This window comes from Streptomyces sp. PTY087I2 (assembly GCF_001687325.1).
Classification (GTDB): domain Bacteria; phylum Actinomycetota; class Actinomycetes; order Streptomycetales; family Streptomycetaceae; genus Streptomyces.
On the sequence record NZ_LZRD01000002.1, the window covers coordinates 291,796 to 314,038 of the forward strand.

At 72.0% G+C, this 22,243-nt stretch carries 16 protein-coding genes; 10 read left to right on the forward strand and 6 right to left on the reverse strand.

Going from position 1 to position 22,243, the window contains the following annotated elements; all coding sequences use genetic code 11:
- The first annotated feature begins 10 nt into the window (after positions 1-10).
- On the forward strand, positions 11-1,225 hold the full coding sequence (locus tag A3Q37_RS03120) for an acetyl-CoA C-acetyltransferase (RefSeq protein ID WP_065477179.1): 1,215 nt from the start codon (positions 11-13) through the stop codon (positions 1,223-1,225).
- Positions 1,226-1,273: 48 nt separating this feature from the next.
- Positions 1,274-3,451 carry a 3-hydroxyacyl-CoA dehydrogenase NAD-binding domain-containing protein gene (locus A3Q37_RS03125; RefSeq protein WP_065477181.1) on the forward strand — a complete coding sequence of 726 codons (2,178 nt, stop codon included), beginning with the start codon at positions 1,274-1,276 and terminating at the stop codon, positions 3,449-3,451.
- A 30-nt stretch (positions 3,452-3,481) separates the two neighbouring features.
- Here the strand turns inward: A3Q37_RS03125 and A3Q37_RS03130 are convergent, their stop codons facing one another.
- Entirely contained in the window at positions 3,482-4,213 is a 732-nt protein-coding gene (locus A3Q37_RS03130; protein ID WP_065477183.1) for a MerR family transcriptional regulator, read from the reverse strand.
- 131 nt (positions 4,214-4,344) lie between these two features.
- On the opposite strand from A3Q37_RS03130, the gene A3Q37_RS03135 reads away from it, so the two are divergent.
- Together A3Q37_RS03135 and A3Q37_RS03140 are read left to right on the forward strand one after the other, a co-directional pair.
- Entirely contained in the window at positions 4,345-4,821 is a 477-nt protein-coding gene (locus A3Q37_RS03135; protein WP_065477185.1) for a macro domain-containing protein, read from the forward strand.
- 114 nt (positions 4,822-4,935) lie between these two features.
- Entirely contained in the window at positions 4,936-5,961 is a 1,026-nt protein-coding gene (locus A3Q37_RS03140; protein WP_079137630.1) for an oxygenase MpaB family protein, read from the forward strand.
- A gap of 105 nt (positions 5,962-6,066) precedes the next feature.
- Here the strand turns inward: A3Q37_RS03140 and A3Q37_RS03145 are convergent, their stop codons facing one another.
- Positions 6,067-7,650 (reverse strand): M1 family metallopeptidase, encoded by a 1,584-nt coding sequence (locus A3Q37_RS03145; RefSeq protein ID WP_065477188.1) that lies wholly within the window; start codon positions 7,648-7,650, stop codon positions 6,067-6,069.
- Between the two features lie 263 nt (positions 7,651-7,913).
- Between A3Q37_RS03145 and A3Q37_RS03150 the strand changes: the two genes are divergently transcribed.
- Complete coding sequence (locus A3Q37_RS03150) at positions 7,914-9,299, forward strand: M14 family metallocarboxypeptidase (RefSeq protein WP_065477190.1); 1,386 nt, start codon at positions 7,914-7,916, stop codon at positions 9,297-9,299.
- Positions 9,300-9,372: 73 nt separating this feature from the next.
- Positions 9,373-11,175 (forward strand): BCCT family transporter, encoded by a 1,803-nt coding sequence (locus A3Q37_RS03155; RefSeq protein ID WP_065477192.1) that lies wholly within the window; start codon positions 9,373-9,375, stop codon positions 11,173-11,175.
- 513 nt (positions 11,176-11,688) lie between these two features.
- Here A3Q37_RS03155 and A3Q37_RS03160 read toward each other — a convergent pair.
- Positions 11,689-12,621: an FAD-dependent oxidoreductase gene (locus tag A3Q37_RS03160; protein ID WP_079137632.1), complete on the reverse strand. Its 933-nt coding sequence runs from the start codon at positions 12,619-12,621 to the stop codon at positions 11,689-11,691.
- 279 nt (positions 12,622-12,900) lie between these two features.
- On the opposite strand from A3Q37_RS03160, the gene A3Q37_RS03165 reads away from it, so the two are divergent.
- From A3Q37_RS03165 to A3Q37_RS03180, 4 genes are all read left to right on the forward strand, one after another.
- Positions 12,901-14,097 carry a glycoside hydrolase family 64 protein gene (locus tag A3Q37_RS03165; RefSeq protein WP_065477194.1) on the forward strand — a complete coding sequence of 399 codons (1,197 nt, stop codon included), beginning with the start codon at positions 12,901-12,903 and terminating at the stop codon, positions 14,095-14,097.
- A 148-nt stretch (positions 14,098-14,245) separates the two neighbouring features.
- The gene (locus A3Q37_RS03170) at positions 14,246-14,980 is read left to right on the forward strand and encodes a carbonic anhydrase (RefSeq protein ID WP_065477196.1); all 735 of its coding nucleotides are present in this window, start codon (positions 14,246-14,248) and stop codon (positions 14,978-14,980) included.
- A 190-nt stretch (positions 14,981-15,170) separates the two neighbouring features.
- Positions 15,171-16,808, forward strand: a complete 1,638-nt coding sequence (locus A3Q37_RS03175; RefSeq protein ID WP_065477199.1) for an ABC-F family ATP-binding cassette domain-containing protein — start codon at positions 15,171-15,173, stop codon at positions 16,806-16,808.
- Positions 16,809-16,932: 124 nt separating this feature from the next.
- Complete coding sequence (locus A3Q37_RS03180; RefSeq protein ID WP_255311719.1) at positions 16,933-17,610, forward strand: trans-aconitate 2-methyltransferase; 678 nt, start codon at positions 16,933-16,935, stop codon at positions 17,608-17,610.
- 203 nt (positions 17,611-17,813) lie between these two features.
- Here the strand turns inward: A3Q37_RS03180 and A3Q37_RS03185 are convergent, their stop codons facing one another.
- The 3 genes from A3Q37_RS03185 to A3Q37_RS03195 form a co-directional block, all read right to left on the reverse strand.
- Positions 17,814-20,240: a Tex family protein gene (locus tag A3Q37_RS03185; protein WP_065477203.1), complete on the reverse strand. Its 2,427-nt coding sequence runs from the start codon at positions 20,238-20,240 to the stop codon at positions 17,814-17,816.
- 202 nt (positions 20,241-20,442) lie between these two features.
- On the reverse strand, positions 20,443-21,312 hold the full coding sequence (locus A3Q37_RS03190) for an SCO6745 family protein (RefSeq protein WP_065477205.1): 870 nt from the start codon (positions 21,310-21,312) through the stop codon (positions 20,443-20,445).
- 150 nt (positions 21,313-21,462) lie between these two features.
- On the reverse strand, positions 21,463-22,227 hold the full coding sequence (locus tag A3Q37_RS03195) for an enoyl-CoA hydratase/isomerase family protein (protein WP_065477207.1): 765 nt from the start codon (positions 22,225-22,227) through the stop codon (positions 21,463-21,465).
- Positions 22,228-22,243: the final 16 nt, after the last annotated feature.

Here is a 22,243-nt window from a genome sequence, read left to right on the forward strand (position 1 = left end):
GGCAGCTGTCTTGAGTACCGAAGCATTCGTCTACGACGCGATCCGCACCCCGCGCGGCCGCGGCAAGGCCAACGGCGCCCTGCACGGCACCAAGCCGATCGACCTGGTCGTCGGCCTCATCCACGAGATCCAGGGCCGCTTCCCGGACCTGGACCCGGCCGCCATCGACGACATCGTCCTCGGCGTGGTCAGCCCGCTCGGCGACCAGGGCTCCGACATCGCCCGGATCGCCGCCATCGCGGCCGGCCTGCCCGACTCCGTCGCGGGCGTCCAGGAGAACCGCTTCTGTGCCTCGGGCCTGGAAGCGGTCAACCTGGCCGCCGCCAAGGTCCGTTCGGGCTGGGAGGACCTGGTGCTCGCCGGGGGCGTCGAGTCGATGTCCCGGGTGCCGATGGGCTCCGACGGCGGGGCCTGGGCGATGGACCCGATGACCAGCTTCGAGACCGGCTTCGCCCCGCAGGGCATCGGCGCCGACCTCATCGCCACCGTCGAGGGCTTCAGCCGCCGTGACGTCGACGAGTACGCCGCCCTCTCCCAGGAACGCGCCGCCGCGGCCTGGAAGGACGGCCGCTTCGCCCGCTCCGTCGTCCCCGTCAAGGACCGCAACGGCCTCCTCGTCCTGGACCACGACGAGCACATGCGCCCCGGCACCACCGCCGACTCCCTCGCCGCCCTCAAGCCCTCCTTCGCCGCCATCGGCGAGATGGGCGGCTTCGACGCGGTGGCGCTCCAGAAGTACCACTGGGTCGAGAAGATCGACCACGTCCACCACGCGGGCAACTCCTCCGGCATCGTCGACGGCGCGGCCCTCGTCGCCATCGGCTCCAAGGAGGTCGGCGAGCGCTACGGCCTCACCCCGCGCGCCCGCATCGTCTCCGCCGCCGTCTCCGGCTCCGAGCCCACCATCATGCTCACCGGCCCCGCCCCCGCCACCCGCAAGGCGCTCGCCAAGGCCGGGCTCACCATCGACGACATCGACCTCGTCGAGATCAACGAGGCCTTCGCCGGAGTCGTCCTGCGCTTCGTCAAGGACATGGGCCTCAGCCTGGACAAGGTCAACGTCAACGGCGGCGCGATCGCGCTCGGCCACCCCCTCGGCGCGACCGGCGCGATGATCCTCGGCACCGTCATCGACGAACTGGAGCGCCGCGACCAGCGGTTCGGCCTGGTCACCCTCTGCGTCGGCGGCGGCATGGGCGTCGCGACCATCGTCGAACGCATCTGACCGCCCTGCCCCGGCCCGGCCCCACCTGCTTACGGAGAAAACACCGACATGACGACCGAGAGCACCACCATCCGCTGGGAACAGGACGAGACCGGCGTCGTCACCCTCGTCCTCGACGACCCCGACCAGTCGGCCAACACGATGAACCAGGCCTTCAAGGACTCCATCGCGGCCATTGCCGACCGCGCCGAGGCCGAGAAGGACTCCATCCGCGGCATCATCTACACCTCCGCCAAGAAGACCTTCTTCGCGGGCGGCGACCTCAAGGACATGATCAAGGTCGGCCCGGAGAACGCCCAGGCCGCCTTCGACACCGGCACCGAGATCAAGAACTCGCTGCGCCGCATCGAGACCCTCGGCAAGCCCGTCGTCGCCGCCATCAACGGCGCGGCCCTCGGCGGCGGTTACGAGATCGCGCTCGCCTCCCACCACCGCGTCGCCCTCGACGCCCCCGGCTCCCGCATCGGCCTGCCCGAGGTCACCCTCGGCCTGCTCCCGGCGGGCGGCGGCGTCACCCGTACCGTACGCCTCATGGGCATCGCGGACGCCCTGCTCAAGGTGCTCCTCCAGGGCACCCAGTACACCCCGCAGCGGGCGCTGGAGAACGGCCTCGTCCACGAAGTCGCCGCCACCCGCGAGGAGATGATCGAGAAAGCCCGCGCCTTCATCGACGCCAACCCCGAGTCCCAGCAGCCCTGGGACGTCAAGGGCTACAAGATCCCCGGCGGCACCCCGTCCCACCCCAAGTTCGCCGCCAACCTCCCCGCCTTCCCGGCCAACTTGAAGAAGCAGCTCGCGGGCGCGCCCATGCCCGCGCCGCGCAACATCCTCGCGGCGGCCGTCGAGGGCTCCCAGGTCGACTTCGAGACCGCGCTGACCATCGAGGCCCGGTACTTCACGGAGCTGGTCACCGGCCAGGTCTCCAAGAACATGATCCAGGCGTTCTTCTTCGACCTCCAGGCCGTCAACTCCGGCGCCAACCGCCCCAAGGACATCCCGGAGCGCCCGGTCCGCAAGGTAGCCGTGCTCGGCGCCGGGATGATGGGCGCGGGCATCGCCTACTCCTGCGCCAAGGCCGGTATCGACGTCGTCCTCAAGGACGTCTCCACCGAGGCGGCCGCCAAGGGCAAGGCGTACAGCGAGAAGCTGCTCGCCAAGGCGCTCTCCCGGGGCCGTACGACGGAGGCCAAGCGCGATGAGCTGCTGGCCCGCATCACCGCGACCGGTGACGTGGCCGACCTCGCGGGCTGCGACGCGGTGATCGAGGCCGTCTTCGAGGACACCGCCCTCAAGCACAAGGTGTTCCAGGAGATCCAGGACGTCATCGAGCCCGACGCCCTGCTCTGCTCCAACACCTCCACCCTCCCCATCACGGTCCTCGCCGAAGGTGTCTCGCGCCCGGTCGACTTCATCGGGCTGCACTTCTTCTCGCCGGTCGACAAGATGCCGCTGGTCGAGATCATCAAGGGCGAGCAGACCGGTGACGAGGCGCTGGCCCGCGCCTTCGACCTCGTACGGCGCATCAAGAAGACGCCGATCGTCGTCAACGACTCGCGCGGCTTCTTCACCTCGCGCGTCATCGGCCAGTTCATCAACGAGGGCGTGGCGATGGTCGGCGAGGGCGTCGAGCCCGCCTCGATCGAGCAGGCCGCCGCCCAGTCCGGCTACCCGGCCAAGGTCCTCTCCCTGATGGACGAGCTGACCCTGACCCTGCCCCGTAAGATCCGCAACGAGACGAAGCGCGCGGTGGAGGAGGCCGGCGGCACCTGGCCCGGCCACCCCTCGGACGAGGTCATCGACCGCATGGTCGACGAGTTCGGCCGCCCGGGCCGCAGCGGGGGAGCGGGCTTCTACGACTACGACGAGGACGGCAAGCGCGCCGGTCTCTGGCCGGGCCTGCGCGAGCACTTCACCACCAAGGCCGACGCGGACGTCCCCTTCGAGGACATGAAGGAGCGGATGCTCTTCTCCGAGGCGCTGGACAGCGTCCGCTGCCTGGAGGAGAACGTCCTCATCTCCGTCGCGGACGCCAACATCGGCTCCATCATGGGCATCGGCTTCCCGCCGTGGACCGGCGGTGTCCTCCAGTACATCAACGGGTACGAGGGCGGCCTGCCCGGATTCGTCGCCCGCGCCCGGGAGTTGGCCGACCGCTACGGCGACCGGTTCCTGCCGCCCGCGCTGCTGGTGGAGAAGGCGGAGAAGGGCGAGACCTTCCACGACTGAGCCTGTTCCGGGCCGCGTTCACCGCCCTTGTCATTCGGCGGTGAACGCGGCCCGCAGCTCTTCCTTGAGCGATCGCTGAAACGCCGTCACCAGCGCCTGGACGACGATCGGTTGCATATGGGCCGAGAGCGACTTCATCGCCGCCACATGCTCCGGATCGCCTTCGCGCTCCCGGTACGGATCCCACACCTCGTCCCGGAAGAGCCGGGTCATCTCCTGGGCGGCGGAACGGGTGTGCTCCAGCAGAACGGTCCGGGCCGCGAGGATGGTCTCGTGCGCGATCGGCACGTCCAGCAGTTCCACCCCGAGCCGCAGCAGCCCGAGATCCACCCGGTACGTCATGCCGCCCGCCTCGGGCCGGACCAGCACCCCCATCGCCGCCAGCCGCTCCACATCCGCCTCCGACAGCGCCCGCCCGGCCCGCCGCTCCAGCTCGGCCCGGGAGAAGTCCTCGGTCTTGTCCGGCGCCCAGGACGCGACCAGCGCCCGGTGGATGGCCAGATCGTGGGCGCTCAGGTCGGGCGGCAGCTGCTCCAGATAGCGTTCGATCGCGGCGAGCGTCATGCCCTGCTGCTGAAGCTCCTCGATCAGCGCGAGCCGTGAGAGATGGTCGGGACCGTAGTGCCCGACCCGGCGCGGACCGATGACCGGGGGCGGCAGCAGGCCCCGGGTGCTGTAGAACCGCACGGTACGCACGGTGACCCCGGCACGGGCCGCCAGCTCGTCCACCGTGAGCGTCGGCTCGTCGGTCCCCGTCGCCATCTCTGCTCCCCGCAGTCGAATCCCGGTATCGGACAGTCCCGCTGTCTCACCACTACTGTGAAAGTCTCCGGCACCATCGCGCCGCCGTCCACCCCGGGCCCGTTGTCAGTGGCGGCCCGTACGGTGAGGTCATGTCGGAGATCACTTACGTACGGGGGGACGCCACCGCCCCGCAGGGCAAGGGCGTCAAGCTGATCGTCCACGTCTGCAACGACCTCGGCGGCTGGGGCAAGGGGTTCGTGCTCGCCCTCTCCCGCCGCTGGCCCGAGCCCGAAGCCGCCTACCGCCGCTGGCACCGGGAGCGCGCGGGGAACGACTTCGCCCTGGGCGCGGCGCAGTTCGTGCAGGTGGGGCCCTGTCTCTGGGTGGCCAACACGGTCGGCCAGCGTGGCATACGCACCGGCAGCAAGGGGGTGCCCGTGCGGTACGAGGCCATCGACACGGCGCTCGCCGCGGTGGCCGCCAAGGCGGGTGAGCTGGGGGCGTCCGTCCATATGCCCCGGATCGGCTGCGGGCTCGCGGGCGGCAGGTGGTCCCGGGTCGAGCCGCTGATCGAGCGGCGCCTGATATCCGCCGGCGTGCCGGTCACGGTGTACGACTACGACTGACCGGGCCGTCGGGGACGTGGGCCCCGCCCTCACGGGTCTCCCGTCCGCGAGGGACCATGGAGGCAAGGGGACGGGCAGCGCACGGCTGGCCCGCCGGGATCGCGGGAGCACCGGATGAGCAGCGCCAAGGACGTGACGGGCCCCCGGGACCGCGGACCGGAGGCGGCGCCGGGCTCGGAGCCGACGTCGGCGTCGGGGTGGGGCTCGGAGCCGTCGTCGGGCTCGGACCCGGAGCCGTCCTCGGGCCGGGGCTCGGACTCCGAGCAGCCCGCGCGCGGCCGCGGCGCGAACGACCCCGAGCCGCCATCGCCCGGCGGTGTGCTCTGGAGCCTGTCCGGTGACATCCGTGCCCTGCTGATGCTGCCCGCCGCCCTCACCCTCCAGGTCGCCCACCCGGCCGTCGGCGCCGGAGTCGACGAGCACTCCGTCTTCCGCACCGACCCCTGGGGGCGCGGCGAACGCTCGCTGCGCTCGCTCCAGCTCTGGGTGTACGGCGGCGCGGAGGCGGCCGAGGAGGGCCGCAGGCTGCGCGTGCTGCACCGGACCATCCAGGGCACCGACACCCGGGGGCGCCGCTACCACGCCCTGACGCCCGCCAACTACACCTGGGTGCACGCCACCGGCTTCCCCGTCTACCAGCACGCGGCCCGCTATCTGATCCGGCCCATGACCCCGGCCCAGGAGCGCGCCCTGTACGCGGAGTGGCTCCAGGTCGGCCGGATCCTCGGCATCCACGACCGGGACATGCCGCAGACCATCGAGGAGTTCTGGCCGTACTGGAAGAAGATGCTCGCCAAGGAGATCGAGGCGACCACCGTCGTACGGGAACTGGTCGACGTCGACCACCCCGTACCCCCGCCGGACCGTGGCCCGTGGGCGCTGCGGACGGTCCTGCGGGCGCTGTGGCCGGTGGTGCTGCCGCCGCTGGCCCGCTTCCGGCGGTTCGTCACCATCGGGCTGATGCCGCCCGACGCCCGCGAGGCCGTGGGTCTGCCGTGGAGCGCGGAGCAGGAGAAGCGGCTGCGCCGGATGTGCGCGTTCCTGCGGGTCGTCGTTCCCGTCCTGCCGGAGCGGCTGCGCTATCTGCCCCGGGCGCGTGCGGCCCGAGCTGCCCACCGCACGGCTGCGCCCAACGGCTGAGCGGGCCCGCGCCCCCGGCGTACGGCTGTGCGCGGAGGCCGAGGGGCCGTCGGAGCGACTGAACTCCCGCCGCTCCGACGGCCCCGATTCCTGGGCGTACGGCCGTCAGCGGTGCTCGTGTCCCGAGTGCCCCGCTTGACCCGCGTGACCCCGGTCCGCGCGGTCACCGTGCCCGTGGTCCCCGTGGTCGTGCACGGTGTTCGTCGCCGCGATCTTCTTCCAGGACGCTGGCCGCTCCACCCGCGCCGCCGACCGTGCCGACAGGGCCGCGTCGGCGAGACCCGCATCGGCCGCCGCCGGTGCCGCCGGCCGCGACGGCTGGTACAGCCAGGTGTCGAACAGCGCCGCGAGCGGCTTGCCCGAGACCCGCTCCGCGTACCGGACGAAGTCGCCCACGTTCGCGTTGGCGTGCGCGTGCTCGGCCGGCCAGCCCTTCAGCAGCTCGAAGAAGGTGTCGTCGCCGACCTCGTTGCGCAGCGCCTGGAGCGCCAGCGCGCCCCGGTCGTAGACGGCGATGTCGAACTGGTTCTCCGGGCCCGGGTCACCCGGCTTCACCTGCCAGAACGGGTCGTCGGCCGGGTGCTGGGCGTACGTGTAGTCCGCCAGTTCCTGCGCGGTGCCCTCGCCCTCCTTCTCCGACCAGAGCCACTGGCTGTAGCGGGCGAAGCCCTCGTTGATCCAGATGTCCTTCCAGCCGTCGACCGACACGCTGTTGCCGTACCACTGGTGCGCGATCTCGTGGACGACGACCGAGACGTTCGCGCCGTTCGCGAACTGCTTCGGGCTGTAGAAGGGCCGCGTCTGGGTCTCCAGGGCGAACCCGCTCGTCACGTTGGGCACATATCCGCCGAGCGCGTTGTACGGGTACGGGCCGAACACCTCGGTCAGCCACTCGGCGACCTCGGTGGTCCGCTCGACGCTCGCGCGGGCCGCACCGGCGTTGGCGCCCAGGTCCTTGCTGTAGGCGTTCAGCACCGGCAGACCGTCCGCTGTCTTGTCGGTCGTGATGTCGAACTTGCCGATGGCGAGCGTCGTCAGATACGTCGCCTGAGGCTTGTCGGAACGCCAGTTGAAACGCGTCCAGCCGAGCTTCGAGCTCTGCGACTGGAGCACCCCGTTGCTGATCGCCTGGGTGCCGTCGGGCACCGAGACCGAGATGTCGTACGTGGCCTTGTCCAGCGGATGGTCGTTGCTCGGGTACCACCACACCGCCGACTCCGGTTCCTGCGCGGCGACACCGCCGTCCGGGGTCCGCGCCCAGGCGGTCCAGCCGTTGATCTCCAGCTCGGAGGGGATCCCGGCGTACCGGACGACGACGGAGACCGCCCTGCCCTTCGCCAGGGGCTCCGCCGGGGTGACCTCCAGTTCGTGGTCGCCGCTCGTGGCGAAGCGGGCCTTCTTGCCGTTCACCCGCACCTCGGAGACGTCGAGCCCGAAGTCGAGGTTGAAGCGGGACAGCTCCTGCGTGGTGGTGGCGAGGATCGTCGCCGTGCCCTCCAGCAGGTCGGTCGTGGGCTGGTACTTCAGCCGCAGGTCGTAGTGGGAGACGTCGTAGCCACCGTTTCCGCTGGCCGGGTAGTAGGGGTCGCCGATACCCGGGGCGCCCACGGTGCCCGGTGCGGCCGTTGCCGGGATCGCCAGCAGAAGGGTGGCCGCCAGTGCGCTGGGGACGATGAATCTGCGGTGCACAACAAGCTCCAAATAGTCGGGACGGATGATCTTCCGACCGGTCGTCACGAGGCTATGCAGCCGCCGGGGCAGGACGGGGCATTCCGGGTGCTTCTGTCACACGATCGCCATTCCGTCGTCACGGACGGCAGTACCCGGGAAGGTGCGGATGGCGTTGATCGCCCCCTGTTGCACAGGAGTTGACCGGGGTAACGTCCGCACATCGCCGACAGGCCGACGGGCGTCACGGCGCCCGCCCCCACCCGTTCCGGAGGCAGCCGCTGATGACCCGTCGTGTCGCTCGCGCACTCCAGATGCTCAGCCCGCACCCGTGGCTCGCGCCGGTCGCGGGACCTGTCCGGCCGGAGTCCGTGGCCCCGCGCCGCGCGGTGCGGACGATGCGCCGGACGGCCGTGGCCGCGACGCTCGCGGCGCTCGCCCTGCCGTTCGCCATCGCACCCGCCGAGGCCGCGCACCGCCCGCCGCGCACCGGATTCGAGACGAGCGAGGGGGCCCGCTGGACCGGCGAGGCGGAGGAGCGGGACTTCCTGGCCGCGGTGGACCGGGGGAGCGACCGGGTCTCGGTGGACCGCGTCGGTACGACCGGCCAGGGCCGCGCCCTGCGGCTCGTACGCGTGGGCCAGGAGCGGCCCGGCGCCACGACCGTCCTGCTGATCTGTAGCCAGCACGGGGACGAACCCGCCGGGCGCGAGGCCTGTCTGACCACGATCCGCGACCTGGCGTTCGCCGAGGACCGGGCGACCCGCGCGTTCCTGGCCCGTACGACCCTGCTGGTGCTGCCCACGGCCAACCCCGACGGGCGCGCCGCCGACACCCGGGGCAACGCCGACGGGGTCGACATCAACCGCGACCACATCGCCCTGGAGACCGCCGAGGCGCGGACGATCGCCGCCGTGGTCCGCGACGAACGGCCTGAGGTGATCTACGACTTGCACGAGTACGGCGCGACCCCGCCGTACTACGACAAGGACCTGTTCACTCTGTGGCCGCGGAACCTGAACGTCCATGATGGCGTCCACGACGCCTCGCACGCCCTCTCCGAGCGCTATGTCCGCCCGGCCGCGACGGTCGACGGCTACACCAGCGGGCACTACGGCATCTGGACCGACCCGGCCACCGGAGAGCCGGTCAAGCAGGTTGCCGGGGACGGCCAGGAACGCATCCTGCGCAACACCTCCGGGCTCAAGCACGCCGTCGGCCTGCTCATCGAGTCCCGGGTCGACGCGCTGAGCGACGCGGAGAAGGCCGATCCGGCGCTCAACCACCGGCGCAGGGTCGACTCCCAGAACACCGCGCTCGGCGGCCTCTTCGCCTTCACCGACGAGCAGCGCGCCCGGCTCCGGACGGCCACCGCCCTCTCCCGCCTGGCCGGTCTCGCCGACCGGGGACCCGTCTATCTCGGCGGCGCCGACAACGACCCGGCCGAGCCGCCGCAGGTCCTGGTCGATCCGCCGTGCGGCTACCGGCTGGACGCCGCGCAGTACGCGGCGGTGAAGGACGAGCTGGCTCTGCACGGCGTCAGGGCCCGGCCGGAGCGGGGTGGCGCATTTGTGCCGTTGCGGCAGTCGGCCCGGAACCTGATTCCACTGCTTCTCGATCAACGGGCGACATATCACCTCACAAACGGTCAAGCCAGAACTGCTTGTTGATCCTTCGAGATCCTGGGCAGGTGTGGTACTGCCTACGGAGAGCGTTTTTCAGACTCGGTGAAAGGTGCCATTTGTGTCCCAGGACGACCAGACAGCGGACGGGCGGGAAGGACTGCCGGTCACGGCGGATCTGCCGCCCGATCCGGTCAGTACCAGGAGTCCGACCACCGACCGGGTGGTGTTCGGCGTCACGGCGGTCTTCACCCTCGCCTTCGTCGTCTGGGGTGCGACCGCCACCGACTCCCTGGAGAGCGTGTCCGGCCGGCTGCTCAACGGACTGATCCACAACGGTGGCTGGGCCTTCATACTGGCCGCGTCCGCCTTCGTCATCTTCGCCCTGTGGCTGGCCATCAGCAGGTACGGCAAGATCTGCCTCGGCCAGGAGGGGGAGGAGCCGGAGTTCCGGACCATCTCCTGGATCGCGATGATGTTCAGCGCCGGTATGGGCATCGGCTTGATGTTCTGGGGCGTGAGTGAACCCCTCGCCCACTTCCGGAACCCGCCGCCGGGCACGGACCCCGCCGACGCGGCCGAAGCCATGCAGACCGCGATGGCGACCACGCTCTTCCACTGGACGCTCCATCCCTGGGCCATCTACGCGGTGGTCGGGCTCGCCATCGCCTACAGCGCCTACCGGATGCGCAGGCGGCAGACGATCAGCGCCGTCTTCGAGCCGCTGATCGGCAAGCGCCACGCGTACGGCGGCTCCGGCCGCGTCATCGACATCCTGGCCATCTTCGCCACCCTGTTCGGCTCGGCGGCCTCCCTGGGGCTCGGCGCGCTCCAGATCGGCAGCGGAATCCAGGAGCTGGACTGGATGGAGAAGGCCGGCACCGGACTTCTCGTCGCCATCATCGCGGTGCTGACCGTCGCCTTCGTCGCCTCCGCGGTCTCCGGTGTCGAGAAGGGCATCCAGTGGCTGTCCAACATCAACATGGTGCTGGCCCTGCTGCTCGTCGTGTTCGTCTTCATCGCCGGTCCCACGATCTTCGTGCTCGACCTGGTGCCCACGTCCCTCGGCGCGTACATCACCGACCTGGGGCAGCTCGCCGGACGCACCGAGGCGACCGGCGGCGGTGACGTGGCCGACTGGCTCGGCAGCTGGACGGTCTTCTACTGGGCCTGGTGGATCTCCTGGACGCCCTTCGTCGGCATGTTCATCGCCAGGATCAGCCGCGGCCGGACGATCCGTCAGTTCGTCGGCGGCGTCATCCTGGTCCCCAGCACGGTCAGCCTGATCTGGTTCGCCGTCTTCGGCGGCTCGGCCATGAAGCTGGACGAGGCCGGCAAGCTGACCGGTGCCGACACCCCGGAGGCGCAGCTGTTCGGCGTCCTCCAGGAGTTCCCGATCGCCACCGTGACGAGCCTCCTGGTGATGATCCTCGTCGGCATCTTCTTCGTCTCCGGCGCGGACGCCGCCTCGATCGTCATGGGCACGCTCTCGCAGAAGGGCGTCCTCGAACCGAGCAAGTGGGTCGTCATCTTCTGGGGTGTGGTGACCGGGGCCGTGGCCGCGATCATGCTGCTCATCGGCGACGGCAAGGAGAACGCGCTCGAAGGCCTTCAGAACCTCACCATTCTGGTCGCCGCCCCGTTCACCATCGTGATGATCGGCATGTGCGTGGCCCTGATGCGGGACCTGCGCAGGGACCCGCAGATCGTCCGCCAGGAGTTCGGCGTGGAGGCGGTCGAGTCCGCGGTGATCGAGGGCCACGCCAAGTACGACGGCGACTTCGAGATCCGGATCGGCCCCGGGACCACGCCGGTCACGGACGAACGCCACAAGCACGAGTCGGGCGGATCGGGTTCGACGGCCACGTCCGTCTCCACGGAGAAGCGCCCTTCGGACCCGCCGGAGGAGCGCCCCTCCGACTGACCGCCGCCCGCGCGACCGTACGGCATGGCCTGGCATGGCCGTGTGGCAGTACAGCCGCCCTGGAGCCCGCGACCGAGCAGGGGTCGCGGGCTCCGGCGTGTGTGCCCTGCGGCCGGTCGGGCCGTGCGCCCCATGCACCGGCGGGCGGGCCGGGCAGCCTGCGCCTCGGCGGGCGACCTGTGCCGGGCATGCGGCGATGCGTGTACGCCGGTGGGCCGGCCAGCTCGGGGCCGCGTGTCCGGTGCCGGTGGAGCGGGCCGGCCCCGGGGCTGGTCGCGGGTTCCGGCCGTGTGTCCCCGAGCCCGGTCGGGCCGGGCGCCCACGCACACCGGCGGGCTGGTGCCGCGCCGGCCCGCCTCAGGGCCGGGCGCTGGGTTCCGGCCGTGTGTCCCGTGCACCGGCGCGGGCGGGCCCACTCCCGGCCGCGCCCTGGCGAGCGGGCTTGCAGCACGTAGGCGGAACCCGCCTCCAGCCGTGGCCCGGCACCGGCGGCGGCCGGCCCACCCCGCCCCCTCACCCCACCAGCATCGCCGCCGCCCGCGCGCACCCCCACGCCACCGTCACGCCCGCCCCGCCGTGTCCGTAGTTGTGCACCAGCAGGCCGCCGCCCGGCAGGGGCTCCGCCTCGATCCGTACCCCCGCCTCCCGCGCCGGGCGCAGCCCCACCCGGTGACCGAGCACCCGGGCGTCGGCGATCTCCGGGCGGACCCGTGCGCACCGCGCCACGATCTCCCGCGCCGTCTCCGGGTCGGGCTCCGTGCGCGGATCGTCCGCCTCCGCCGTGCCGCCCAGGACCAGCCGCCCCGGCTGCGGGAAGAAGTACGTCGTCGCGGCCGACGCCGGATCCGCCTCCGTGTACCACTCCTCGATCCCCGGGTTCTCCACCGCGACCAGCTGCCCCCGCACCGGCCGCACCCCGGCGTCGGGCACCAGCTCGCGCGCCCCGAGCCCCGTGCAGTTCACCACCACCGGGCTCACCGCCGCCGCCTCGCCGAACCCCGTCACGGCCCGTCGCTCCACCGCACCGCCCGCCGCCACGAGCCGCCGCTCCAGCCACTCCAGATGGACCGGCATGTCCAGCAGCGGCAGCGTCACCCGCAGCCCCTCGGGCACCTCCACGGCGTCCTTCAGCCCGGCCGCCCAGTCGCCCAGCGCCGCGAACCGCTCCCCGGCGTGCAGCCCTGCCACCCGCCGTACGCCGGTCTCCTCCGGGTCGCCCGCCAGCTCCTCGTACACCGCCAGCGTCTCCAGCGACCAGTCACCCACCCGCTCCGCCGGCTCGATCCGGTACGGCCACCACAGGGCCCCCGCCACCGCCGACGTGGTGGCCCCGGCCGGATCGCGCGACCAGACCCGCACCCGCAGTCCGCGTTCCGCCAGCGTCACGGCGGTGGTGAGACCGACGACCCCGCCGCCCACCACGATCACATCCGCCACCACGGTCACTCCCGTTCCCTCGACTGCACTCGGCCCTCGCCCGTCGCTGCCTCGCTGCCCGGACGCTAACCGAAACCGGAATCCCGGGGCCAGGGGAACCGGAACCCGGAGGGTGGAGGGCAACAGGCAGGCGCCCGACAGGGCACGGCGCCCCCGCGGGTTCAAGAAGTCGAGACAGGCTCGTTGACAGGGGTGGTCCACCGCAGGATTCTGAGAGCGCTCTCATGCTCAGGTGATGTGCCCCCCCCCGCGTTCCACCCACGCATCCACCCGATGAGGAGGACGAGCATGTCCGCTTTATGGAGAGGTCTCGGCGCGCTGACCGTCGCCCTGGCCCTCGCCCTGGGTCCGACCACCGGCGTCGGCCAGACGCCGGCCGAGGCGGCGGTTCCCGCCACCATCCCGCTGACCATCAAGAACGACTCGGGACGCGCCGACCAGATCTACGTCTACAACCTCGGAACGGAGCTCTCCACCGGCCGTCAGGGCTGGGCGGACGCGAACGGCACCTTCCACCCCTGGCCGGCCGGAGGCAACCCGCCGACCCCGGCCCCGGACGCGTCGATCACCGGCCCGGGGAACGGGCAGTCGGTGACGATCCGGATGCCGAAGTTCTCCGGACGCGTCTACTTCTCGTACGGTCAGAAGCTCGACTTCAGGCTCACCACCGGCGGTCTCGTTCAGCCCGCCGTGCAGAACCCGAGCGACCCGAACCGGAACATCCTGTTCAACTGGACCGAGTACACGCTCAACGACGCGGGCCTGTGGATCAACAGCACCCAGGTCGACATGTTCTCCGCCCCCTACTCCGTCGGCGTCAAGGCGCCGGGCGGGGCCGTCAAGAGCACGGGCAAGCTCAAGCCGGGCGGCTACGACGCGGTGTTCACCAACCTCAGGAACCAGTCCGGCGGCTGGTCCGGCCTCATCCAGACCCGGTCCGACGGTACGGTGCTGCGCGCCTTGTCCCCGGGGCACGGCGTGGGGAGCGGAGCCCTGCCGTCCGGGATCATGAACGACTACATCGACCGGGTCTGGAGCCGCTACAGCAGTTCCGTGCTGACGGTGACGCCGTTCGCGCACGAGCCGAACACCAAGTACTACGGCCGGGTCTCCGGCAACGTCATGAACTTCACCAACGGCTCGGGCGCCGTCGTGACCTCGTTCCAGAAGCCGGATTCGGACAGCGTCTTCGGCTGCTACAAGCACCTGGACGCGCCCAACGACCAGGTACGCGGCCCGATCTCCCGCACCCTGTGCGCGGGCTTCAACCGCTCCACGCTGCTGACCAGCGCGAATCAGCCGGACAACAATGCGGCGAACTTCTACAAGGACTCCGTGACCAACCACTACTCCCGCTTCATCCACGCGCAGATGGTGGACGGCAAGGCGTACGGCTTCGCCTTCGACGACGTCGGCGCCCATGAGTCGCTCGTGCACGACGGCAACCCGCAGGAGGCGCTGATCACGCTCGACCGCTTCAGCTGACCGTTCCGCTTCCCGGCCCGGTGGGACGTGCCCACCGGGCCGGGGGGCACGGGTGTCCCGTCCGCACCCGCCCAAGAGTTGGTCAAGGTCAGGCCAAGGGTTGTCCGGCGTCAACTCCCGTACACGATACGGGGGTTAACGTCCGCGCGTGAGAATCACCCGAACCCCCCGCACGGCGCCGACCACGCGCCGCACCCTGCTCCGCGCCTCCGCCGCCACCGCGGCGGCGGGCGTGCTCGCCGCGGGCTCCTCGCCCGTGGGCGCCGCCCCGCGCACCGGGCCCGCGACCGCCGCGAGGCCCGCCACCCCGGCCGCGGCGCTGAAGGAACTCGCCGCCGGCAACCGCCGCTGGCGCACGCTCCACCAGCGGCATCCCCACGAGACCGCCGGGGTGCGCAGCGCCCTGGTCTCCGGCCAGTCGCCGTTCGCGCTGATACTCGGCTGCATCGACTCCCGCGTCCCGCCGGAGCTGGTCTTCGACCAGGGGCTCGGCGACCTGATGACGGTCCGCTCGGCCGGCGAGGTGCTGGACGAGGCGGTCCTCGGCAGCATCGCCTACGGCGTCCTCGAACTGGGCATCCCGCTGGTCGTGGTCCTGGGGCACCAGTCGTGCGGCGCGGTCGCCGCCGCGGTGCACGCGGAGGAGACGGGGGAGAGCCTGCCCGCGCACATCCAGTACGTCGCCGACCAGATCAGGCCCGCGATCGTGCACGGACAGCACGGTGACGCCCGGGTCGACGCCACGGTCAGCGCCCAGGTCCGCCTGGTCCGCTCCCGGCTGGCGCGCGAGGCGGACCTCGCGGCGAAGGTGGCCGCCGGGGAGCTGGCGATCGTCGGGGCGAGATACGAACTGAGCACCCAGCTGGTCCACCACGTCGGCTGACAGCCCGGAGACGGGGGCCCGGGGGGCAGGGCCCCAGGACCCCCGTCCCCGTGTCCCCGTGCCCTTGGGCCGCCCGGCGGAGGACGGAAGGACGGCCGAGAACGGAAAGACAGCCGGGCCGGGCGCCGGCAGGGGCATGCCCGGGCACCGGCAGGCGCACCCAGCGCCGCCGACTAGGATCGGCACCCTGATGACTGCCACCCTCGTCGCCAAGGACCTCGCCGCCGGACACGGCGACCGCACGCTCTTCGCCGGGCTCGACCTCGTCGTCGCCCCCGGTGACGTGATCGGTCTCGTCGGAGTCAACGGGGCGGGCAAGTCCTCCCTGCTCCGTCTGCTCGCCGGGCTCGACCGGCCGGAGGAGGGCGAGCTGCGGCTCTCCCCGCCCACCGCCACCGTCGGCCACCTCCCGCAGGAGCCCGAGCGCCGCGACGGCGAGACCGTGGCCGCCTTCCTGGCCCGCCGCACCGGCGTCGCCGACGCCCAGCGCACCATGGACGAGGCGACGGAGGCCCTGGTCGCGGGAGCCCCGGGCGCGGACGACGCGTACTCCGACGCCCTGGAGCGCTGGCTCGCCCTCGGCGGCGCGGACCTGGAGGAGCGGGCCGAGCAGGTCGCCGCCGAGCTGGGGCTGACCGTGGGCCTCGACCGGCCCATGGCCGCGCTCTCCGGCGGACAGGCGGCCCGCGCCGGACTCGCCTCCCTCCTGCTCTCCCGCTACGACGTCTTCCTGCTCGACGAGCCCACCAACGACCTCGACCTGGACGGGCTGGAGCGCCTGGAGCGCTTCGTGTCCGGCCTGCGCGCGGGCACCGTCGTCATCAGTCACGACCGCGAGTTCCTGATGCGCACGGTCACCAAGGTGCTGGAGCTGGACCTCGCCCAGCAGCAGATCAACCTGTACGGCGGTGGCTACGCGGCCTACCTGGAGGAGCGCGAGACCGCCCGTCGGCACGCCCGCGAGGACTACGAGGAGTACGCCGACAAGAAGGCATCCCTCGAAGCGCGCGGCCATATGCAGCGCTCCTGGATGGACAAGGGCGTCAAGAACGCCCGCCGCAAGGCGACCGACGGCGACAAGCTCGGCCGCAACGCCCGCAGCGAGGCCAGCGAGAAGCAGGCCGCGAAGGCCCGCCAGACCCAGCGCATGATCGAACGCCTCGACGTCGTCGAGGAGCCCCGCAAGGAGTGGGAGCTGCGGATGGAGATCGCCTCCGCCCCGCGCTCCGGATCCGTCGTCGCCACCCTGCGCGAAGCCCGTGTCGTGCGCGGCGACTTCACCTTCGGCCCCGCCTCGCTCCAGATCGACTGGGCCGACCGGGTCGCCATCACCGGCGCCAACGGCGCGGGCAAGTCCACGTTGCTGGCCGCCCTGTTGGAGCGGCTGCCGCTGGACTCCGGGAACGCCACGCTCGGTTCGGGCGTCGTCGTCGGCGAGGTGGACCAGGCCCGCAAGCTGTTCCTCGGGGCACAGTCGCTGCTGGACGCGTTCTGCGCGGCCGTGCCCGACACGGAACCGGCCGAAGTCCGCACCCTGCTCGCCAAGTTCGGCCTGCGCGCCGACCATGTGATGCGCCCGGCCACCAGCCTCTCCCCCGGGGAGCGCACCCGCGCCGCCCTCGCCCTGCTCCAGGGCCGGGGTGTGAACCTCCTGGTGCTCGACGAGCCGACGAACCATCTGGACCTGCCCGCCATCGAGCAGTTGGAGGCGGCCCTGGAGACGTACACGGGCACCCTGCTGCTGGTCACGCACGACCGCCGGATGCTGGAGGCGGTCCGCACGACGCGTCGCATCGAAGTGGCGGACGGCCAGATCAAGGAAGTCTGAGCGGGATCGGCGAGCCGATGCCAGGCTTGTCGGTATGTCCCGTCGCGCAGTGAGTTTCGGAGCAACAGCAGAAGCGTACGAACGGTATCGGCCCGGCTATCCTCCGATACTCCTCGACCGAGTGATGGCCTACGCGGGGCACCCGGTTCACACCGCTCTGGAGATCGGCGCGGGAACGGGCAAGGCGACGCGCCTGTTCGCCCGGCGGGTGGCCGCGGTCACCGCCACCGACCCCGACGCGGCCATGCTCGCCGAGCTGCGCAAGCACGTGCCGGCGGGCGTCCGCACGGAGCGGGCCGCCTTCGAGGAGCTGCGGCTGGGTGAGACGTACGGGCTCGTCTACGCGGCGGCCTCGCTGCACTGGACCCGGCCGGAGGGCAGGTGGTCGCGCATGGCCGAACTGGTGCGGCCCGGCGGTGTCTTCGCCTCGTTCGGCGGGCCTCTGCGACTGGCCGACCCGGCTGTCGAGGAAGCCGTACGCACGGTGCGGGAGCCGTTCCTCGACAGCGACGAGATCCCGTCCCCCGACGGGACGCCCCCGGAACACGCCATGCAGTGGCCGGGGACCGAACTCCAGCAGTCCCCGTGGTTCACCGACGTGCGGCAGTCGGTCATCGAACGGCGCTATGCGCTGAGCGCGAGCGACTACCTCGGCCACCTCTCCACGATCTCGGCCTATCTCGTACTGGCTCCCGCGCAACGGGAAGAGCTGTTCAGGCGGATCGGGCGGGTAGTGCCCGAGGTGGTCGAGATGGAGGCCGACGTCACGCTCCATCTCGCGCGTCGGCGCGAGGACCGATAGGGCGTCGGCGCACCGCGAGCTCCCCGCTCGCCGCCCGTCTTCACGGGACAGCAGCCACGGTGTCGCGGCGGCCCTTGCCGAGCGCAAGGACCGCCGCGTACCCACACCTCGTCACCACGCCCACGACCGGACGATGACCGGACCACGGCCTGTCCCGGCGCCGGCAGCCCTGCCGATGGTCCCCGGGGCGGAGAGCGACGGGCTCAGCGCCCCCGGCCGCCGCCACCCTGCTTCGGGTCCGCCAGCCCGGCCCGCCGCAGAGCGTCCGCCATCGCGCTGTTGGCCGGAGCCGGAGCGCCCTGGCCGCCCTGCCGCGACCCGCCACCGCGCCGGTCCCGGCCGCCGCCCTGACGGCCCTGGCCGCCACCACCGGACGGCTGGCCCTGGCGCTGCTTCGGCGGACGGCCGCCGCGCTCGCCGCGACCTTGCTGCCCGCCGCCGGAGCCGCCGGGCTCGTCATCCAGCCGCAGCGTCAGCGAGATCCGCTTGCGCGGCACATCGACGTCCATGACCTTGACCTTCACGATGTCCCCGGGCTTCACCACGTCGCGCGGGTCCTTCACGAACGTCTTCGACAGCGCCGACACATGCACCAGACCGTCCTGGTGGACGCCGACGTCGACGAACGCGCCGAACGCGGCCACGTTCGTCACGACGCCCTCCAGCACCATGCCCGGCTCCAGGTCGCCGATCTTCTCGACGCCCTCCTTGAAGGTCGCCGTGCGGAAAGCGGGTCGGGGGTCGCGCCCCGGCTTCTCCAGCTCCTTGAGGATGTCCGTCACGGTCGGCAGCCCGAACATGTCGTCCACGAAGTCCGCCGCGCGCAGCGCCCGGAGGGCGTCCGTGTTGCCGATCAGCGAAGCCACCTCGCCGCCCGCGCTCTTCCCCATCCGGCGCACCACCGGGTAGGCCTCCGGGTGCACGCTGGAACCGTCCAGCGGGTCGTCGCCGCCCCGGATCCGCAGGAAGCCCGCGCACTGCTCGTACGCCTTCGGACCGAGGCGCGCCACGTCCTTGAGCGCCTTGCGGGACCGGAACGGGCCGTTGGCGTCCCGGTGCGCCACGATGTTCTCCGCGAGGCCCGAGCTGATCCCCGAGACCCGTGAAAGCAGCGGCGCGGAAGCGGTGTTGACGTCCACGCCGACGCCGTTCACACAGTCCTCGACGACCGCGTCCAGGGACCGCGAGAGCTTCACCTCGGACAGGTCGTGCTGGTACTGGCCGACGCCGATCGACTTCGGGTCGATCTTCACCAGCTCGGCCAGCGGGTCCTGGAGCCGCCGCGCGATGGACACCGCGCCGCGCAACGACACGTCCATGTCGGGCAGTTCCTGCGAGGCGAACGCGGAGGCGGAGTACACCGAGGCACCCGCCTCCGAGACCATCACCTTCGTGAGCTTCAACTCCGGGTGCTTGTCGATCAGTTCACCCGCGAGCTTGTCCGTCTCACGGGACGCGGTGCCGTTCCCGATCGCGATCAGGTCGACCGCGTGCTCCTTCGCGAGGTGCGCGAGCTTCGCCAGCGCCTGGTCCCACTTGTTGGCGGGCACATGCGGGTGGACCACATCGGTGGCCACCACCTTGCCGGTGGCGTCGACGACCGCGACCTTCACGCCCGTACGGAAACCGGGGTCCAGGCCCAGCGTGGCCCGCGTCCCGGCCGGGGCGGCGAGCAGCAGATCCCGCAGGTTCGAGGCGAAGACGCGCACCGCCTCGTCCTCCGCCGCCGTACGCAGCCTCAGCCGCAGATCGATGCCCAGGTGCACCTGGATCCGGGTCCGCCAGGCCCAACGCACGGTGTCGCCCAGCCACTTGTCGCCCGGCCGGCCCCGGTCGGCGATGCCGAAGCGGCGGGCGACCATGTTCTCGTACGCGGACGGGCCCGGCTGCTCGGCCGCCTCGGGCCCGTCCGGCTCCAGGACCAGGTCGAGTACGTTCTCCTTCTCGCCGCGCAGCATCGCGAGCACCCGGTGCGAGGGCAGCGCGGTGAACGGCTCGGCGAAGTCGAAGTAGTCGGCGAACTTCGCGCCCGCCTCCTCCTGGCCCTCACGCACCTTCGCCGCCAGCCGCCCGCGCGTCCACATGCGCTCACGCAGCTCGCCGGTCAGGTCGGCGTCCTCGGAGAACCGCTCGGTGAGGATCGCGCGTGCGCCCTCCAGGGCGGCAGCCGCGTCCGCCACCCCCTTGTCGCCGTCCACGAACGCGGCGGCAGCGGCGAGCGGATCGACCGACGGGTCGCCGAGCAGCCCGTCCGCCAGCGGTTCGAGCCCCGCCTCCCGGGCGATCTGCGCCTTGGTGCGCCGCTTGGGCTTGAACGGCAGATAGATGTCCTCCAGGCGCGCCTTGGTCTCGGCCGCCCGGATGCTCGCCTCCAACGCCGTGTCGAGCTTGCCCTGTTCGCGTACGGAATCGAGGATCGCCGTACGCCGCTCCTCCAGCTCCCGCAGATAGCGCAGCCGTTCCTCCAGCGTGCGCAGCTGCGCATCGTCGAGGGATTCGGTCGCCTCCTTGCGGTAGCGCGCGATGAACGGCACGGTCGATCCGCCGTCGAGCAGCTCGACCGCCGCTCTGACCTGTCGCTCACGTACGCCGAGCTCCTCGGCGATCCTGCCTTCGATGGACGTCGTCACGGTTTTCCCGACTCGCCTTCTCGTACTGGCTGTGCTGGCCGTGCTCGGGTCGCGATGAGCACGTATCTGCTTGCCGGGGGCATCACCCCGGGCCTGCATTGTGCCGCGTGGCCGGGGGCCGTGTCGCGTGACCTCGGGCAACACGCCCGGGAGCCCCGACGCGGTGCGCGGGGGCCCGGGCGGTGCCGGGGTCCGTCCCGGGTCAGCCCCGGCCGGTCGCCGAGGCCGGGAACGCGCCCGCCGCCGCGGCCGTGAAGAGGAAGCCGCGGGCGAGTTCGGTGAGCCGCTCCACGCCTTCCGCGCCCAGGTGTTCGTACGGGGCGATGTCCATGCGGTCCGTCGCCTCCTCGACCCCGGCGCGCAGCGCGGTGCCGGCCTCGGTCAGCGCCAGCTCCTCGCCGACCGCGAGCAGTCCGCGCCCCCGCAGCCGCTCGGACGCCGCCTCCCAGTCGGTGCGGCGCCAGCCCCGGGAGGACAGGATCCAGCGGATCGCCATGCCCTTGCCGGTCGCCGTGTGGCTGACGAGCGACTCCAGCGGGTCGAGACCGGCCGTGAGCAGCGCGGCCAGGTGGGCGTCGCCCCGGTGCTCGCGGAGCAGGGTCGCGGCATGCCAGAACGCCAGGTGCGGTTCCTCGGGCACCGGCAGCTCCGCGTGCGCGGCGTACAGCGGGCGGGCGTGCGGGGTGCAGGCCTCGGTGGCGCGCAGGGCGAGCCGGGCCGCCTCCGCCATCTCGTCGGAGGCGATGATCTCCTCGCCGAGCAGTCGCCGCAGCGTCGCGTCCGCCGCCCGCAGCCGGGCTTCGAGGACCACCTCGGGGGAGGCGGTCTCCCAGACGGCCGGTACATGGCGGGCCACCAGCGCGGGGTTGAAGTTGTAGAAGGTGGCGCCGACGGTCCCCGCGCCCACGGCGCCGAGCGCGGCGGCGCGGGTGGCGAAGTAGGCGGCGATGGAGTCCTCGATGCCGATCTTCGCCATCTCCGTGCCCAGGTCGGGGGAGAAGAAGAGGCAGGAGTGCAGCGGGTTGACGGCGTTGTGGCAGCGGCGCTCCGCGCGGGCCGGGAGAGTACTCATGCCCGCACGTTACCGACTGGTCGGTACGACGTGGAACCCCGGGGGAGGGCCGGCTCCCTTTGAACCGGGCCGACACCGGGCCGACACCGGGCCGACACCGGGCCGATGGCCGGCCCGGGGCGGACCGATGGCGGGCCAGGAGCCGCCACATCACCCGGTAGGGCCCGTGGTGTAGGTGAACCGCGGCGCGCGCCGCTCCAGGAACGCGGCGACGCCCTCCGCCGTGTCCGTGCTGCCGCGCGCCTCGGCGGCCCAGTGGGCGTCCCGGTCCGTCCGGCCCGCGGTGAACTCCTTCGCCGCGGCCTGCGTCAGCTGCGACCGGGACGCCAGCACCCGTACGTACTCCTCCACCCGCTTGTCGAGGCCGCCGGGCGGCAGCACCTCGTCGACCAGGCCGGTGCGCAGCGCCCGTTCCGTGCCGATCAGCTCGCCGGAGAACAGCAGATGCTTCGCCGTGCCCGGGCCGACGAGGGCGACCAGACGCCGGGTCGAGGACGCCGGGTAGACGATGCCGAGCTTGGCCGGGGTGACCCCGAAGGAGGCCCCCTCCTCCGCGAACCGCAGATCGCAGGCGGCCGCGAGCTGACCGCCGCCGCCCACGCAGTAGCCGCGCACCGCTGCCAGCGTCGGCCGGGGGAACGCGGCGAGCGCCTCCTCGGCCTCAACCGCCAGGCCCTGGGCCGTGTCCGCGGTCTCCCGCAGCGTCGAGATGTCGGCCCCGGCGCAGAAGGTGTCCCCGGCCCCGGTCAGCACCAGCACCCTGACCTCCGGATCGGCCGCCAGCCGCTCCAGCAGCTCCGGCAGGCTCCGCCACATCGCGGTGGTCATCGCGTTCCGTTTGGCGGGGTTCGTGATCACGACGGTGGCGACGCCGCGCTCGACGGACGTGCTCAGGCGGGGTTCCGTACGGTCCATGCGCCGGATGCTATCC

Coding starts and splice junctions, on each gene's coding strand:
- A3Q37_RS03125 (WP_065477181.1), top strand. CDS start 1,274: ATGACGACCGAGAGCACCACCATCCGCTGGGAACAGGACGAGACCGGC.
- A3Q37_RS03130 (WP_065477183.1), bottom strand. CDS start 4,213: ATGGCGACGGGGACCGACGAGCCGACGCTCACGGTGGACGAGCTGGCG.
- A3Q37_RS03135 (WP_065477185.1), top strand. CDS start 4,345: ATGTCGGAGATCACTTACGTACGGGGGGACGCCACCGCCCCGCAGGGC.
- A3Q37_RS03140 (WP_079137630.1), top strand. CDS start 4,936: ATGAGCAGCGCCAAGGACGTGACGGGCCCCCGGGACCGCGGACCGGAG.
- A3Q37_RS03150 (WP_065477190.1), top strand. CDS start 7,914: ATGACCCGTCGTGTCGCTCGCGCACTCCAGATGCTCAGCCCGCACCCG.
- A3Q37_RS03165 (WP_065477194.1), top strand. CDS start 12,901: ATGTCCGCTTTATGGAGAGGTCTCGGCGCGCTGACCGTCGCCCTGGCC.
- A3Q37_RS03175 (WP_065477199.1), top strand. CDS start 15,171: ATGACTGCCACCCTCGTCGCCAAGGACCTCGCCGCCGGACACGGCGAC.
- A3Q37_RS03180 (WP_255311719.1), top strand. CDS start 16,933: ATGGCCTACGCGGGGCACCCGGTTCACACCGCTCTGGAGATCGGCGCG.
- A3Q37_RS03190 (WP_065477205.1), bottom strand. CDS start 21,312: ATGAGTACTCTCCCGGCCCGCGCGGAGCGCCGCTGCCACAACGCCGTC.
- A3Q37_RS03195 (WP_065477207.1), bottom strand. CDS start 22,227: ATGGACCGTACGGAACCCCGCCTGAGCACGTCCGTCGAGCGCGGCGTC.